Here is a 16,331-nt window from a genome sequence, read left to right as displayed (position 1 = left end):
GGGCAGTCGCATCACTGGTAGGTGTCCTATCTCCGGCAACTCCGGCTGCGGTCAATGCCGGACTGTCCGGCGCCGAAGCCGATCAGCGAGACCTTGATGCCAAAATCCGTGGTGGAGCGCAAATCCTCAACCGTGTCGAAATCCTGCGACAAGGACAAATCTACGCGAATGCATTCGTTCTGGTATTGCAGGGTCAGTTCGGCCTCGCGGGGACTGGAGGCATCGAAATCATAGCTGTATTCGAGCCCCCCGGCCCAAGTGTTGTTGAATTGGTGACCCGCCGTTAGGACGAGCTCATTGGTGTCGGATGGGCGGGATTCCGCCTCCGAAGCGCGCAGCCATGTATAGGTAAGCCCCAGGCGCGAGCGCGGATCGCTCCAGGCGAGGCGCAGGGCGTTTTTGTTGATCGAGAAATCCGAGGCGAATTGCGCGCGGTTGATGAGTTGGAGGCCGTCGGGGCTATCAAGCTGAACGGTGGCGAGCCAGTCTGAGGCGCGCTCGGTATCCGAGGCCCCGGGCGCCAGCGCCGTATTCTCGTTTTCGCGAAACACCCGCCCCACGGTCACGCCGCTGATCCAGCCGCTATTGTCGAACCGGGTCCAAGTCACCCCGACATTGGCGCGCCAGCCACTTTCCAGCTGATCCCGTCCGGCAAAGCGGTTGAGGTCAAAGAGACTGGCCTCGTCGAACTCGGCAACCGTGCTGTCCTCATTGGGGACCTCGTCGCCATTCACCTCAGACCAGACGAGCTGGACGACTGGTTCGAGCACGCTGTGAGAGGTGGCGTCCGTGCGCGAAAAGGGCCAGCGCAGCTCGGCGGCCACAGTCGGCGTGACCCGGGTCACCGTGTCCGGGAATTCCGCGTCGTTCTGCGTGTCGAAGAGATCGAAGGCCAGCTCGCCAATGGTGGTGCCGACCATCCCGAGATCATTCGTCCAGCTGCGCCGCCAATCGGAAACCAGGCTCAGGCGCCGCGTGTCGCGCCCGATGGCATCCTCTTCGGATTCCCGTTGCAAACCAAGAAAGCTCAGGGTTGTCTCCGAGTAGCCGCCGATCACCGGCACGTCGTAGCGGCGTGTATACTCGCCATCGAGGACGAAGCGCGGGATCGTCTCGTTGTCCTCATCCGCGCGGAAGGTGGTGAAATAGGTCGCTGTCCCGCGCTGCAAGCTGTCGCGGCGGATCCGCGAGACCTCGATCGTGCTGTCGATCCGGTCTTCATCGTCGAAGCCGTAATCCCGATAGTACTGGTCGTCGGACACCGTCTCGAGATCGAATTCCAGCACATAGTCGCGTCCGATGTCGAACTCGCCCACCAGAGTGGCGAAGCCGCGATCCCCTTCTTCGAGCTCGTCCCGGGTGAGCGCCCCTTCAAAGGTCAGCTCACCGCGGGTGAAGGCCTGGCGGTAGCGCAGTCCCAGCGTGCGCGAGTTGCGCGTGGTGAGCTTCGGGCTGAGGGTCAGGTCCTTGTCCGGTCCGAGCTCGATGAAATAGGGGACCTCGATCCCCACGCCGAGCGCGCTGGTGGTACGTGCAGAGGGGAAGAGAAAGCCCGTCGCACGCTCCAGGGTCGGGTCCGGCACACGCATCTGCGGCAAGTAGAAGATCGGCACGCCGGCCACTTCGAACACCGCATTCTCGAAATAGATTTGCCGCTCAAGCTCGTCATGGACGATCCGTTTCGCGCGGATTTGCCAAAGCGGGACAGGGCGGTCGATGCAGACCTCGCAGCTTGACGCAACGGAGCGATAGAGCTGTGTGTAGCGCCCATCCACGCGCTGGATCTCCGAGGCGGCGATCTGCACCTTCTGGTCGAGCACCAGACGCGCGCTGCGCAGGATACCGTTGCGCAACTCCCCGTCGATCTCCGCCTCTGACGCGAGCAAAACAAAGCCCGGGCCGGAGCTGAGCTGGATCGGGCCGACGACCCGCAGGCTCTCGTCACGCGTGTCGTAGATGATCTCCTCGGCGCGCAGGCGGCGCCCGTCATAGAGCACTTCGACGGACCCGCTCGCGGTCAGCACCCCGTTGGGATCTGCGGTGATCTGGTCGGCGAGCAAGGTGGCCGGGGCGGGGGTCTCTTGCGCGAGTGCACCTGCGCTCAGGACGGCCAGCCCTGCGGCGGCCAGCAACGTACGCGCGACGGCCCCCGTGCGGGGCAGGGGCGCGCGCATCATCCGTCCTCCTGATGGAGCAGGAGGGCGAGCGCGAGGCAGATCCCGGCGAGAGGCGGGAACCAGGCGGCAATCAGAACCGGGATCTTTCCGGTCTCTCCGAGGACCAGGGCAAAGCTTTTCAGAAAGTACATGGCAAAGCCCAAGAGCACCGCAAAGAGCACCATCAGCCCCGTCCGCCCGAAGCGCGTGTGCCGCATGGTGAAGGCCGCACCGATCAGGACCATCGAGATCAGAAACACCGGCGAGGCCAACTCGGATTGCAGCCAGACCCGGTGATTGAGGGCCGCAAAACCCGCAGCCTCCAGTTGCGCGATGAAGGCCGGCAGCTGCCAGATCGGAATGGCCGAAGGCTCGCCAAAGCTGTCGCGGATCTGGTTCAGGGTCAGATCCGAAGGGAGGCGCATCCAGGCTTGCTCCACGGCGCTGGCCTCCGGATTGGCGCGCCCGGAAAGGTCCCAGGTCTTCACGCCGGTCATATCCCAGGCGCCAGGGACCAGCTCGGCCCGCGCGGCGGCGATCCGCTGCTGGGGCAGGGCGTTCTGGTCGAATTTCATGAAAGTCACATCGTAAAGCGCGGTGCCTCCGGGGCTGACCCCGGCGGCATGGATCACGATCTGCCCATCGGGCGCCGCCTGACGCAGCCAGAGCCCGTTGCCGCTGAGCGACAGGACGTTCGTCGCCCGCCCCCGGACCGTATCGCGGGTCTCATCGGCGATGCGGGAGGTCGCGGCCACAATCGGGTTCACCACGCTGATCCCGATCCCGCCGATCAGGGCGGCGACCAGCACCGGTGCGATCAGGCTGCGGATTGCGGACCGCCCCGCCGCGCGGGTCACGATCAGCTCCGAGGTCCGCGCCATCTTGAGAAACAGCGTGATGGTCGCCAATACCATGATCAGCGGGATCACCTCGTAGATCGTGCCGGGCAGCCGCAGCAGCGCCAGCCCCGCCGCCTCCCGCAGGCCAAAATCCTCGCTGGCAAGGCTCCGCAGGGATTCGACCATATCGGTCATCCAGATCAATCCGGCAAAGATCAACAGCATGGACAGGAAGCTGACCGCAAAGCGCCGGGCGAAATACCATTGCAGGGTCATGTGGCCCCCTCCGTCGGTGTCCGCCTGCGCCATTTGAGCGGGTGATCCGCCAGATACAGGAGCGTGCCTACGGCGATCGCCGCAAAGACCACAGGGGCATAGAGGATGGGCCAGGCCGTATCGCTTTGCAGGGCGATATCCTCGGCGAAATTCGCGAAAAGCTGGATCACGACGATGAGCACGATCGCCCCCGCCACCTGTTGCCAGAAGCCAAATCGGCTGAACCCACCGACCAGAAGTGCGGCAAAGCCCAGCAGGGCCGTACAGACCGCCAGGGCCGGTGTGGCGAAGCGGCGATGGGCCTCGTGCAGGAACTCGGCGCGGGACTTGCGCACCAGATCGAGCATCTCGGGCTCAGCGCGCAAGAGGCTCAGCGTGTCCCAGCCGCGCAGGTCGCGCAGCACACGCTCCTCCGGCATCTCGGTCGTCCCGAGGCTCAGGGCGAAATCCTCAAACCGCAGGATGCTCAGGCTGCCATCGGCGCGCAGGGATTGGGCCAGCCCGGAGATCATCACAAGCTGCGGCCCGGTCTCGGAACGGACGAGCAAGGCCTGGTTCGCCGTATAAAGCACCTCGGTCGCTTCATCACGCTGATCCGACAAGAGGACCTTGGAGAGGACACCATCATCGGTGATCTCGCTGACAAACACCGTCACCCCGTCCACCGGCGACTGGAACTTGCCGGGCTCCAGGAGCCGCGCGCCCACCGCATCGGCCAGCTGCGCCTCAAGCTCGGCAATGGTCACGCGGCTGAGCGGGATCAGCAGATGCGCCAGCACCAGCATCAGCGCGGCGGCCATCAGGCCCAGATAGAAGGCAGGGCGCACGATCCGGAACGCGCCCACCCCGGCGGCCTGCAAGGCGACGGTCTCACTGTCCGAGCCCATCCGATTGCCCGTGCTCACCGAGGCGGCAAAGGCCGAAAGCGGCAACATCAGGTAGATCAGATAGGGCAGGCTCAGCAGCGACAGCTGGGCAAACAAGGCCACGCTCTGGCCATCGCCCACCAGCCGGTCAAACAGCCGGATCGAACGGTTGATCCAATAGATCAGCACGATGATCAGGGTGAAAAACCCGAAGGTGACCATGAGGCGGCCGAGGATATATCGGTCATAGCGGGCGAGCATGATCGGCGGTCGCGCGAGGCCTTCCATCAGGTGTGACTGCAGCCTAGATCATTCAGTCCGCGGGGAAAAGCGCACAAGCCGCTCAGCGGCGCGCATCGGCTGGTCATCGCGCCGCACCCGGTCTAGGTATGTCGGGACATCACACCAAGAGAGAGCCCATGACCGAGCTTGTCCCCGTCTCCTTCGCCGAAACCGATCTCGATGCCCTGGCCGCCGAAACCGCGCGCGTCGCCGTTTTCGTTCCCGCCGAGGGCACGCTCAATCCGGGCGCCAAGCGGATCAACAAGCTGACCAAGGGGGCCTTGGCACGCGCGGTTGAGAGTGAGGCCTTCGAGAAGCTGAAATCCGGCGAGAGCCTGAGCCTGAGCTACCCGATGGGCATGGCGAGCGACGAAGTGATCGTCGTCAAGCTCGCGCGCACCGCCAAAGGGCTCGAGGCGCGCAAGGCGGGCGCGACCCTTGGCAAGAAGGTCGGCAAGGCAGGGCTCGCGATCTGGGCGGGCAGCCAGTCCGACGCAGCCGAGATCGCCTTTGGCGCGACCCTGCGGGTCTACACGTTCGACGCGCGCAAATCGAAGCAGGACAGCGAGACCGGCGGCATCACGGTCATGGCCGCGAAACCCGCGGAGGTCGAGGCCGCCTATGCCGATCACCGCGCCGTGGCCGAGGGTGTGTTTTTCACCCGGGATCTGGTGAACGAACCCGCAAATGTGCTGACCACTACCGAGTTCGCCGACCGGCTGATCGCGATGAAGGATCTGGGGCTTGAGGTCTCGGTGCTCGAGGAGGCCGAGATGGCCGAGCTCGGCATGGACGCGCTGCTCGGGGTCGGGCAGGGCTCGGAAAGCCCGTCCAAGATCGTGGTGATGAAATGGATGGGCGGCGGGGACGAGGCGCCCTTTGCCTTTGTCGGCAAGGGCGTGGTCTTTGATACCGGGGGCATCTCGCTCAAGCCCGCGGGCGGCATGGAAGACATGACCATGGATATGGGGGGCGCGGGCGTCGTCGCGGGGGTCATGCGCACCCTGGCCCTGCGCAAAGCAAAGGCCAATGTGGTCGGCCTCGTGGGGCTCGTCGAGAACATGCCCGATGGCAAAGCCCAGCGGCCCGGCGATGTGGTGACCTCCATGAAGGGCGACACGATCGAGGTGATCAACACCGATGCCGAGGGGCGTCTCGTGCTGGCCGATGTGCTCTGGTACACCCAAGAGACCTTCAACCCGGTGGGCATGATCAATCTCGCCACGCTGACCGGGGCCGTGATCATCGGTCTGGGCCATGAAAACGCGGGCGTCTTCTCGAATTCCGACGCACTCAGCGCGGAGTTCCTCAAGGCCGCCGCCGCCGAGGGGGAGGGCGCGTGGCGTCTGCCCATGGGGCCGGGCTATGACAAGCTGATCAAGTCGCGCATCGCGGATATTAAGAACACCGGCGGACGCCCCGCAGGCTCGATCACCGCGGCACAGTTCCTGGGCCGGTTCGTCAAGGACGAGACCCCCTGGTGCCACCTGGACATCGCGGGCACGGCTTCGGTGAAATCGGCCACGGACTACGCGCCCGCCGGGGCGACCGGCTGGGGCGTGCGCGCGCTCGACCGGTTGATCCGCGACGGCTACGAGGGCTGATCGGCGGCGCAAGATGGGGGCGGTCTATTTCTACCACATGACCCAGACGCCGCTGGAGGCGACTTTGCCGGTCCTGTTGGAGAAATCCCTGGCCGCCGGATGGCGTGTTGCCCTGCGTGGCGGCAGCCAAGCGGGGCTGGAGCGGCTCGATGAGCTGCTCTGGCTAAAGCCCGAGGATGGGTTTTTGCCCCATGGGCTTGCGGGCGGTCCCCATGATGGGGATCAGCCTGTGCTGATGGGGGTGGATCTGCCGGTGACGGATCGCAGCGCCCTGATCTGTGTCGAGGGCGCGACGCTGGATCCTGCCGAGGTCGGCGGGCTGGCGCGCGCCTCGATCCTGTTTGATGGTCGGGACGAGATAGCCGTGCAGGCCGCCCGCGCCCAATGGCGCGAGGTCACGGGCGCAGGTGTCTCGGCGCAATACTGGAGCCAGGAAAGCGGGCGCTGGGAGAAGAAGGCCGAGGCTTGAGCCCTAGCGCGTCACCTCCAGCGCCTCGAGCCCGTGGAAGTGATAGATCGGTGCGTAGCGTGGGGCGCTTGCCAGCCGCAGGTCGGGGCAACGTTCAAAGAGCACCCGCAAGGCGATCTCGATCTCCAGCCGGGCCAGCGGTGCCCCCACGCAGAAATGCAGCCCTGCGCCGAACGCCATGTTCTGCCCCTTGATCTGACGCATCGGGTCAAAGCGGTGGGGATCGGCGGCGAAGGCGGGATCCCGGTTCGCCGCCGCCAGCAGGCAACCGATGGTCTCGCCCGGGGTGAAGCGGTGGCCAAAGAGCTCGACCTCCTCGCGCGCGATCCGGGTGAAGACATGGAGCGGCGGGTCGTAGCGCAGCACCTCCTCCACAAGCCCCGGCGTGATCTCGCGATGCCCGATCTCAAGCAGGGTCTTCACCCCATTGCCCAGCGTATGGACCGTTGCCTCGTGGCCCGCATTGAGCAGCAGCACGATGGTCGTGATCAGTTCCTCGCGGCTGAGCTTGGCGCCGTCCTCTTCGGCGGCGATCAGCGCGCTCATCAGGTCCTCGCCCGGGCTCCGGCGGCGCGCATCGATCAGATCGCTGACCCAGGCGGCAAAGGCGCGCGCGGCGTCATTGGCGGCAACCTCCATCTCGTGGGTCCGGCTGGCCTGATACATGCCCACCATGGCGTGGGACCACTCCAGAAGCTGCGGAGCTTCGGCTTCGGGAACGCCGAGCATCCGGGCAATGATCCGCACCGGCACGGGCGTGCAATAGGCGGGCAACAGATCGAAGGGCCCTTCGGGGAAGGCGTCGATGAGCCCATGACACAGCGCCTCGATTTCCGGCGCGAGGGCCGCCACGCGCCGCGAAGTGAAGGCGCGCGTCACCAGCCCCCGCAGACGCGTATGGCGCGGCGGCTCGAGCTCCAGCATGGAATGGGCCTCAACGGCGTAAAAATCCGTGAGGTGGTCGGGCACTGCAATGGCCTCCAGCGCCTCACGGCCAAAACGGCGATCCTTGAGGATCGCCGCCGTGGCCTTGTAGCTGGGGGAGACGACCATGCCGTAAGCCTCCCACCAGATCAGGTCCCCGAGGTCCCGCATCCGGTCATAGACCGGATACGGGTTCTGGACGAAGGTCGGATCGCTCGGATCCTGCGTGACCCGCTCCATCCTCAATCCGCGCCACGCACGGGGATGGTCGCGCCCGGAGCCGGGCGGATCACCTTCTGAACGAAATAGACCGCAGCGATCAGGCCGATCCCGGCGAGGTCCGTGATGATCCCGCCTTCGATCAGCAGGAGCGCCGCGATGACCAGACCAACCCGGAGGAACCAGACCGCACGGCCCCCCATGAACCAGCCTTGGACGCCGGAGCTCAGCAGGAAGACCCCGACCACCGCCGTGCCACCGGCCCGCAGCACTTCCAGCCAGGAGCCATCCATCAGGAGCGCGCCGTTGTAGAAGAACATGAAGGGCACCACGAAGGCGGCGATCCCGATCTTGAAGGAGGCCACGGAGGTCTCCATCGGGTTGGCCCCGGATATCCCCGCCGCCGCGTAACTCGCCAGCGCCACAGGGGGCGTGATGGCCGAGAGCACCGCGAAGTAGAAGACGAAGAAATGCGCCGTCAGCTGCGGGATGCCCAGTTGCACGAGGCCCGGGGCGACCACACTGGCCGCGACCGCATAAGCCGCCGTGGTGGGCATGCCCATCCCCAACAGTATTGCGATACACATGGCGAAGAAGAGCGCCAGCAGCTGGCTCGTATCCGCGATCCCGAGAAGCACGGCGGAGAAGCGCGCGCCCACACCGGTCAGGCTGATCACGCCCACGATGATGCCCGCACAGGCACAGACCGCGATGATCTGCACGGACATGGTGCCCGCGATCTCGAAGGCCTTCACGATGGAGCGGGGCCCCATCCGGAACGGGGTGAACCAGGACACCACGGCGGCCGCGATGGTCGCGAGCGTGCCTGCCCGGATCACCGAATACCCCATGAAGAGCGCGTAGATCAGGATGATGATCGGCAGGAAGAGATAGACCTGACGCACCATCTTGTTGAACTTCGGCAGCTCGTCTTCGGACATGCCGCGCATGCCGAGCTTGGCGGCTTCCATGTCCACCATGAAGTAAACCGACACGAAATAGAGAATCGCTGGAATGACCGCGGCCAGGGCGATTTCCGTGTAGGGAATGCCCGTGATTTCGGCCATGATGAAGGCTCCCGCCCCCATGATCGGCGGCATGATCTGCCCCCCGGTGGAGGCGGCAGCCTCAACCGCGCCGGCGGTCTTCTTGTGATAGCCCACCTTCTTCATCAGCGGGATCGTCAGCGAGCCCGTGGCGACCACATTGCCCGCCGAGGTGCCGTTGATCATCCCCATCAGGCCCGAGGCAAAGATCGCCACCTTGGCCGGACCGCCGCGCGCGCGCCCGGCAGCGGCGAAGGCGAAGTTCACGAAGTAATCCCCGACCTTGGAGGCCTGCAGGAAGGCCGCGAAAATGATGAAGAGGATGATATAGGTTGAGCTCACCGCCGTGGTCGGCCCGAGGATGCCTGCATCCGTATAGACCTGGCTGAAGAAGCGCTGCCAGCTGATCGCCGGAGCATTCAGGAAGCCGGGCATGTACTGACCGACAAAGACATAGGTCAGGAAGATCGCGGCGATCACGATCAGGGCCATGCCCGCGACCCTGCGGGTCAGCTCCATGATCAGGGCCGTGCCCGCCACGGCAGCGATCGAGATCCCGATCGGCGCAAAGGGCGTGCCGGTGGAGTTGCGCATCAGCGTGCCATAGATCGTGATCAGATAGGTCGCCACGGCCACGCCGCAGACCGCCAGCACCAGATCCGGGGCCGCAAAGCCACCGCGCTCGCGCTGGTGGAACCAGCTCAGGACGATCCCGCCCGCCGTTGCGATGATCAGGGGCAGACCAAAGAGGTAGGTCTCGTTGAACTTGATGCCTTCATCGATGCCGTTCCACATGGTGCCGCCTGCGATCTCCATCGCGAAACTTGCAGCCATGCCCACGGAAAAGAGCGCCGGGATCATCAGGGCATAGGCCGCATAGCCCAGCATCGGGGTTTCCTTGCCCGGGCCGGGGAAATCCGTACGCGCTGAAAAAAGCAGGAAGCCAAGGGCCAGTGCCCCCGCGATATGGACGATCCGGAAATTCCAGGTTTCCAGCGGGAAGGTCGGCAGGAAGGGAACCGTCACACCGGTCCATTCCGAGATCGACAACCCGTTCAGGGCGGCCATGTGAAACGCCGCATAGAGCGCGGCAAACGCGCTGATCAGGATGAAATTGCGTCCCTCGAAGAGGCGTCGGTTCGCCTCCGTGGGTTCTTCGTCGACGCCATCGGCAATCAGATGGTCGTCGTCTGTCTTGGTTTGATCTGTCATTCCCTCACTCCGGTTTGGACGTCGTTGCGCCCAAGCACGGCTCCCTCCGCGCGTAAAAGAAGGGCCGCTCTTGCGCGGCCCTTCCAACTCTGTCGGCTTACATGCCGTGGATCATGCTGTCGGGGATATCGGCCCCGGCATTTTCCTTGAACCAGGCTGCCGCACCCGGGTGCCACTGCAGGACACCGTTCTTGTCCCAGTTCTCGGGCAGGGTGGAGCGGGCCGCCTTGTGGATGCCGACCATGCGGGCATTGTCGGACATGACCACGTCCACCACCGCTTCGACGAAGGAGGCGGGCAGATCGCAGTTCGCGATCGCGAAGTTCCACATGGAGACCGAGGTCGCGTCTTCGGTCAGGGTCGTGTAGGTGTCCGCGCCGATCATGAACTCGGAGACCGGGAAGGCCTCGAGGATCTTGGCTTGCTCATCCCCGGTGAACTCGATGATGTTCACATCCGTCTGCACTTCGAGCTGGCTGACCGCGGGCACCGGCACACCGGCGGCAAAGGCGATCACGTCCAGAAGGCCATCCTGCAGCTGACCGCCGAGGTCCGACCAGCCGCCATTGCGGCGCTCGAAATTCACGCCAAGCGTTTCCATCATGCGCGGGAAATAGGTGTCCGAGGTGGAGCCCGCTGGGCCAAAGCCGATCTTGGCGCCATCCGGGATGTCCGCGATGGAGCTGATGCCCGAAGAGCTCAGCGCCGTGACGGAGAAGGGGGTCTGGTACATCGGGAACATCGCGCAAGCGCCGGTCATTTGCAGGCCGGGCGCGATCGGGTTGGTGCCGCCGAGGGATTCCGCCGCCGGGCCCATGGTGGTCATGCCGAACTGCGCGTCGCCCGTGTGGACCAGCGCCATGTTCTGCATCGGGCCACCCGTGACTTCGCCGCCACCCGACAGGCCCAGCTCTTCGGCGACAAGGTTCGCCCAGCCGGAGCCATAGGCGAAATAGGTCCCGCCCTGGGATGCGGTGCCCACGGTGAAGCTCTCGGGCCAGCCGTCGCGGTCCATCGCGGTCGCCATGCTTGCGCCCAGGGCAACGACCATCGCCGTACCGGTCATCAAAGTGAATTTCATTGTCTTCCTCCAGTTTGTGCCGCCTGTCAGGCCGACCCGTTTGCGGGCCCGGGCCTCGGCGGCTCTCGCTCGCAAGGCGCGCGGCCTTGCAGACACCTCCCATTCGGTGCTGGGCGCAGTAGGGGGGACGGCATGTGATTTTGGCAAGGTCGCCATGCGGTCAGGACATGGGACCGGCGAATTAATTCCGCGCCATGGGTCGGGTCGGGGACATCGCATGGGATTCGTGTTCCGTCCGCGACCCATCCCGGGCCGGGCGCGGGCGCGCTCAGCCTTCCGGGGCGAAGGCGTCGCGGGAAAGACCGTGCTTTTGCATCTTCTCGTAGAGCGCTTTGCGCGACAGGTTCAGCGCCTCGTAGGTGTCTTTCAGCCGGCCCTGATGGGCAGCGAGGCTGGCGGTGATCAGGGCCTTTTCATAGGCGGCCATCTGTTCGGCCAATGCCTCGGGGACTGTAGGTGCCGTGTCGTCTGGGCTCGCCAAATCAAGGTCGAGGCCCAGCACGAAACGCTCCGCCGCATTGCGCAGCTCGCGCACATTGCCGGGCCAGTCCCGCGCCGCCATCCGTGCGAGCACGGCGCCTGAAACATCCGGCGCAGATTGCTGCTGACGCGCGGCGCTCTCGCTGACAAGTTGCGAGAAGAGGAGCGGGATATCCTCGCGCCGTTCCGCCAGAGGTAGCAGGCGCAGGGTCACGACGTTCAACCGATAGAGCAGATCAGCCCGGAACCGCTCGGCCCGCGCCTCGGCCTCCAGATCCTTCTTGCTGGCCGCGATGAAGCGGACATCGAGGCTCACAGGCTCGTTCGAGCCCAGCCGGGTGACGGTGCGGTTCTGGATCGCATGGAGCAGCTTGGCCTGCAGCGGCAAAGGCAGGCTGTCGATCTCGTCGAGAAAGACCGTGCCCCCGCGCGCGGCTTCGAACTTGCCATAGCGCGCGCGCATCGCCCCGGCGAAGGCCCCGGCCTCATGGCCGAAGAGCTCGCTCTCGATCAGATCCGTGGGCAGGGCCGCGCAGTTGATCTGCAAGAACGGGCCGTCCTTGCGCCCGCTGGCGCGGTGGAGGGCGCGGGCAGTGACCTCCTTGCCGGTGCCGGTCGCGCCGATGATCAGCACGTCCGCATCGGTCTGCGCCACGGCACGGACCTGTTGGCGCAGGGCGATCAGCGCGGGGCTGCGCCCGGTGAGCCGCGCCTCGATCGGGTCGCGGCGGCCGACCGCGGCCCGCAAACGGCGGTTCTCCAGCGTCAGGCGGCGCTTGTCGAGCGCCCGCCGGATGGTCGCCACGAGGCGGCTGGGGGCATAGGGTTTCTCGAGGAAATCATAGGCGCCATCGCGCATGGATTGCACCGCAAGCTCGATATCCCCGTGGCCGGTCACAAGGATCACGGGAAATTCGGGGTCGATCTCGAGACAGCGCGCCATCAGGTCCGTGCCGCTCAGGCCCGGCATCCGGATATCGGTCACAAGGATCCCCGGGAAGTCGCGGGCGATCCGGGGCAGGGCGCTCTCGGCATCTGCAAAGCAGGTGACGTCGAAATCCGCCAGTTGCAGTGTCTGGGCCGCCGCGTGGCGCAGGGGCTCCTCGTCATCGACGAAAAGGATCATCTCGGAACTCATGTCGACGGCCCCTCGGGGTCGGGGCAGCACGCGAGGGTCAGGCGGAACTCCGCCCCGCTACCCTCTCGATTATGGGCGCTGAGCGTACCGCCGAAATCCCGCACGATGTTATACGAGATCGACAGGCCCAGCCCGAGCCCGCCGCCCGGCCCCTTGGTGGTGAAGAACGGATCGAAGAGCGTCTCCTCCGCGCCCGGGGCAATGCCGGGGCCGGTGTCGCAGACGCTGAGCACCGCCTGTTCACCGCTCTGGGTGACCTCGAGCGTGATCACCGGGGCCTCGGTCTCGGCGGTCGCATCCAGCGCGTTGCTCAGCAGGTTCACCACCACCTGTTGCAGCCGCACATGGCCGCCGCGCACCCAGACGGGCGCGGCAGGCGGGGTATAGCGGATCTCGGCTTCCGCGTGCTTGATCCGGGCCTGCATCACCGCGAGCGCGTCATGGATCACCGGGGCGAGCTGCACCCGGTCCACTGCATCCTGCGGACGGCGGGCGAAATTGCGCAGATGCTTGGAGATTTCGGCCATTCGGTCCGTGAGGGCCGAAATCCGCCCGACATTCTCGCGCGCTTCTTGCGGGCGGTCCCGTTCGAGGAAGGTCGCGGCATTCTCCGCATAGGACTTCACGGCGGCCAGAGGTTGGTTGAACTCATGGCTGAGAGCGGCGGACATCTGGCCCAGGGCGGCGAGCTTGCCTGCCTGCACCAGTTCGGCCTGGGTTTTGCGGAGCTGTTGCTCGGCTTGTCGGCGTTCAACCACCTCCTGCTGGAGCTGGGCGTTCGCCTCGTTGAGATCCGTGGTCCGCTGGATCACCCGCGCCTCAAGTTCGGCCCGGGCGGCGGTTTGCGCGGCCATCAGGGCCAGTTGCTGGGCACGGCGTTGCAGATAGATCGTGACCGCCAGGGCCAGCAGCAGTGTCAGAAGCGTGCCGATCGCCACCATTTGCAAGGCCTGCTGGCGCGCGGGGCCGGTAGAGACGAGCACGGTGACATCCCAGCCCGCCTCGGCGATCCGGGTGGTCTGGGCCACATATCCGGCGCTTGGCGTGCCCGGGTCCTCAATCGTCCAAAGCTCCGCACCACCCCCGAGCGCGCTGCGCTCCGTGGGCAGGGGCGTCACCTCCGAAAGCGGATATTGGCGCGCCGCCTCGATCCCGGCGCGGGCCTGTGGGGTGAGCGGGCGCAGGGCGCGGAAATGCCAATCCTCCCGGTCGGACATGAAGACCACGCCGCGCAGGTCACTGACCAGAACCGTGGCCGGACCCGCGCGCCAGGTCTCCTCAAAGCTGTCCACGGTGAACTTGACGGCGACCACGCCAGTGATGCGCTGATCCTCCTCGACCGGTGCGGCGTAGAAGTAGCCCCGCTCGCCGGACGTGGTGCCCAGGGCAAAAAACCGCCCCAGCCCACCATCCAGCGCCTGGGTGAAATAGGGACGATAGGCAAAGCTGCGCCCCACAAAGCTCAGGGTCTTGCGGTAATTGCTCGCCGCCAGCGTATGCCCGGAGATATCGAGCAGATAGACATCCGAGGCACTAAGCGAGTAGGCGGTCTGGCGCAGGCTTTCATTGACCTGATCGATCAGTGCTGCGTTGGTCGGCTCGCGCAGGAGCTGCGCGAGCTCGGGCCGCTCGGCCACCAGAGCAGGCAGGGGGGCGTAGCGGTTGAGCGCGCCGGTCAGACCCTCCACCGTCAGGCTCAGCGTCGCGGCGGCCTGTTCAGCGGCGTCCCGTTGAAAGAACCGTTCGATCCGCGGAAAGCTGACAAGTGCAACGATCCCCGCCAGACACAGGGCAAGGGCCAGCGCCGTGCCGGATCTGATGGGGCGCCGGGCCGCGAGGCGCGGTCGGGCCGAGCTGTGACTTGCATCCGCCATGGGGGGATTATGGCGCGCCGGGCCCGGATTGCCCATGGCGCGCGATGTCTCGACCGGGGGCGTTGGTGAGCCTAGCCAAGGGCAGCGATGATTGCGTTGAAGTCGGACGCCTTCAGGGAGGCTCCACCCACCAGCGCGCCGTCCACATTGGAGACACCAAAGATCTCCTCCGCGTTGCCCGGTTTCACCGAGCCGCCATAGAGCAGACGGACCGAGCGTCCGACGCCCTCGCCAAAGCGCTGCTCCAGCTTGCCGCGGATGAAGTCATGGACCTCGCCGATCTGGTCGAGGCTGGGCACGCGCCCGGTGCCAATGGCCCAGACCGGCTCATAGGCGATGACCAAGTTATGGCCCGTGGCCTGATCCGGCACTGAGCCTGCGAGCTGTCCGCCGATGATCCCGAGTGTGTTGGCGGCATCGCGCTCGGCCTCGGTCTCGCCAACGCAGACAATGGCCGTCAGTCCGGCCTCCGATGCCGCTAGGGTCTGGGCGCGCACGGCGGCATCATCCTCTCCATCATCCTGACGGCGCTCGGAATGGCCGGTGATCACATAGGAGGCGCCCGCATCCTGGAGCATCCCGGCGGAGATGTGCCCCGTATGCGCGCCGGACCCATTGGGGTGACAATACTGCCCGCCGACCTGCAGCGCGCCATCCCCGGCCATCGCCGCCATGGGCGCCACGAGCGTGGCGGGCGGGCAGAGCAGCACCTCGGCACTGCTCCCGCTGGCGGCCTCGGCAATGGCGCTGGCCTCCGCCAAACTCGCGGTGAGGCCGTTCATCTTCCAGTTTCCTGCTGCCAGTTTGCGCCGCATGCCCATGTCCTTTCGAAAATCGCTGCTCAAGAGATACGCGTCTGGCGCGCGCTCTGCATCTGGTTTTTGCGCGCGGGGGCGATTGTGGGCTCGGGGCGGGCGCGCGGATGCAGAAAGACCAGACTTGCGCGCGCTGCGCCCTATACTCAGTGCCAACCCGCATCCAGCCGCACGGAGGTCCGCCCATGTCCCGCTTTCCCCTGATCCTGTCGGTGTTAGCGAGTGCGTTGCTGGCCGCCCCCGCCGCGCTCGCGCAAGAGCAGACCCGCAAGCCGAGCCATTGCATCGCCATCGCCGATGCCGCGCCGGGTCTGGAATATGTGCAGACCGCGAGCTTTGGCGCCCCGCTCGAAGAGTTCACCGTACGGCTGAGCTATATCGCCCATGCGAGCTTTCTGATCGAGGGGCCGCAAGGGTTCACGGCGGTGACGGATTATACGGGCTTTCTCGGCAATACCGGGTTCTTTCCGGATGTGGCGACCATGAACAACGCCCATTCCACCCATTGGACCGCGACCCCCGATCCGCGCATCCCCCATGTCCTGCCGGGCTGGAACACCGAAGGCCCCAACCCGGTGGAGCATTACCTTGATCTCGGCGAGGTGCTGGTGCGCAATGTGCCCACGGATGTTCGCTCGGGCTTTGGCGCTGTCAGCGCGCCGCTCGGCAACTCGATCTTCGTCTTCGAAATCGCGGGGCTCTGCATCGGGCATCTCGGCCATCTCCACCATGAGCCCAATGACATGCAATACGCGGCTCTCGGGCGGCTCGATGTGGTGATGGCCCCGGTGGATGGCGGCTATACGGTGCCGCAGGATGTGATGATCTCGATCCTGCGGCGCTTGCGCTCCTCGGTGATTGTGCCCATGCACTGGTTCGGAGATTTCACGCTCCAGAGCTTTTTGACCGGCATGGCCTCGGAGTTCCGGGTCGAGCTGCGCGATACGAGCTATCTGGAGGTGTCCCTGCGCACCCTGCCGCCGGAACCCACGGTTGTGGTTCTGCGTCCGGCCTGGCTGCGCGACGACGATCTATAGGGCGCGGGGCTCC

At 65.7% G+C, this 16,331-nt stretch carries 12 protein-coding genes; 3 read left to right on the top strand and 9 right to left on the bottom strand.

The window, feature by feature from the left end; genetic code table 11:
* Nucleotides 1–26: 26 nt before the first annotated feature.
* The 3 genes from ACP153_RS00805 to ACP153_RS00795 are packed head-to-tail and all read right to left on the bottom strand — an operon-like array spanning nucleotide 27 to nucleotide 4,425.
* Nucleotides 27–2,177, bottom strand: coding sequence for an LPS-assembly protein LptD (locus tag ACP153_RS00805; RefSeq protein ID WP_424969063.1), 2,151 nt, complete (start codon nucleotides 2,175–2,177; stop codon nucleotides 27–29).
* Entirely contained in the window at nucleotides 2,174–3,271 is a 1,098-nt protein-coding gene (gene lptG / locus ACP153_RS00800; RefSeq protein ID WP_424969062.1) for an LPS export ABC transporter permease LptG, read from the bottom strand. Before lptG ends, ACP153_RS00805 begins: the two co-directional genes overlap by 4 nt.
* The gene (locus ACP153_RS00795; RefSeq protein WP_424969061.1) at nucleotides 3,268–4,425 is read right to left on the bottom strand and encodes an LptF/LptG family permease; all 1,158 of its coding nucleotides are present in this window, start codon (nucleotides 4,423–4,425) and stop codon (nucleotides 3,268–3,270) included. Before ACP153_RS00795 ends, lptG begins: the two co-directional genes overlap by 4 nt.
* Nucleotides 4,426–4,556: 131 nt before the next feature.
* On the opposite strand from ACP153_RS00795, the gene ACP153_RS00790 reads away from it, so the two are divergent.
* Nucleotides 4,557–6,023, top strand: coding sequence for a leucyl aminopeptidase (locus tag ACP153_RS00790; RefSeq protein ID WP_424969060.1), 1,467 nt, complete (start codon nucleotides 4,557–4,559; stop codon nucleotides 6,021–6,023).
* Between the two features lie 13 nt (nucleotides 6,024–6,036).
* Nucleotides 6,037–6,492 (top strand): DNA polymerase III subunit chi, encoded by a 456-nt coding sequence (locus ACP153_RS00785; protein WP_424969059.1) that lies wholly within the window; start codon nucleotides 6,037–6,039, stop codon nucleotides 6,490–6,492.
* 3 nt (nucleotides 6,493–6,495) lie between these two features.
* On the opposite strand, the gene ACP153_RS00780 is transcribed toward ACP153_RS00785, so the two are convergent.
* The 6 genes from ACP153_RS00780 to tpiA all read right to left on the bottom strand — a co-directional run bounded on the left by ACP153_RS00780 (nucleotide 6,496) and on the right by tpiA (nucleotide 15,281).
* The gene (locus ACP153_RS00780; protein WP_424969058.1) at nucleotides 6,496–7,656 is read right to left on the bottom strand and encodes a cytochrome P450; all 1,161 of its coding nucleotides are present in this window, start codon (nucleotides 7,654–7,656) and stop codon (nucleotides 6,496–6,498) included.
* A 2-nt stretch (nucleotides 7,657–7,658) separates the two neighbouring features.
* The gene (locus tag ACP153_RS00775; protein ID WP_424969057.1) at nucleotides 7,659–9,893 is read right to left on the bottom strand and encodes a TRAP transporter permease; all 2,235 of its coding nucleotides are present in this window, start codon (nucleotides 9,891–9,893) and stop codon (nucleotides 7,659–7,661) included.
* Between the two features lie 97 nt (nucleotides 9,894–9,990).
* Nucleotides 9,991–10,974, bottom strand: a complete 984-nt coding sequence (locus ACP153_RS00770) for a TAXI family TRAP transporter solute-binding subunit (protein WP_424969056.1) — start codon at nucleotides 10,972–10,974, stop codon at nucleotides 9,991–9,993.
* A gap of 268 nt (nucleotides 10,975–11,242) precedes the next feature.
* Nucleotides 11,243–12,592, bottom strand: a complete 1,350-nt coding sequence (locus ACP153_RS00765) for a sigma-54-dependent transcriptional regulator (RefSeq protein ID WP_424969055.1) — start codon at nucleotides 12,590–12,592, stop codon at nucleotides 11,243–11,245.
* Nucleotides 12,589–14,466 carry a sensor histidine kinase gene (locus ACP153_RS00760; protein ID WP_424969054.1) on the bottom strand — a complete coding sequence of 626 codons (1,878 nt, stop codon included), beginning with the start codon at nucleotides 14,464–14,466 and terminating at the stop codon, nucleotides 12,589–12,591. Before ACP153_RS00760 ends, ACP153_RS00765 begins: the two co-directional genes overlap by 4 nt.
* 71 nt (nucleotides 14,467–14,537) lie before the next feature.
* Nucleotides 14,538–15,281: a triose-phosphate isomerase gene (gene tpiA, locus ACP153_RS00755; protein WP_424969053.1), complete on the bottom strand. Its 744-nt coding sequence runs from the start codon at nucleotides 15,279–15,281 to the stop codon at nucleotides 14,538–14,540.
* A 185-nt stretch (nucleotides 15,282–15,466) separates the two neighbouring features.
* Between tpiA and ACP153_RS00750 the strand changes: the two genes are divergently transcribed.
* The gene (locus tag ACP153_RS00750; protein ID WP_424969052.1) at nucleotides 15,467–16,318 is read left to right on the top strand and encodes an MBL fold metallo-hydrolase; all 852 of its coding nucleotides are present in this window, start codon (nucleotides 15,467–15,469) and stop codon (nucleotides 16,316–16,318) included.
* The last annotated feature ends 13 nt before the right edge of the window (nucleotides 16,319–16,331 follow it).

This window comes from Dinoroseobacter sp. S76, assembly GCF_049801095.1.
GTDB lineage: Bacteria > Pseudomonadota > Alphaproteobacteria > Rhodobacterales > Rhodobacteraceae > Dinoroseobacter.
This window is presented reverse-complemented; position numbering and strand designations above follow the sequence as displayed.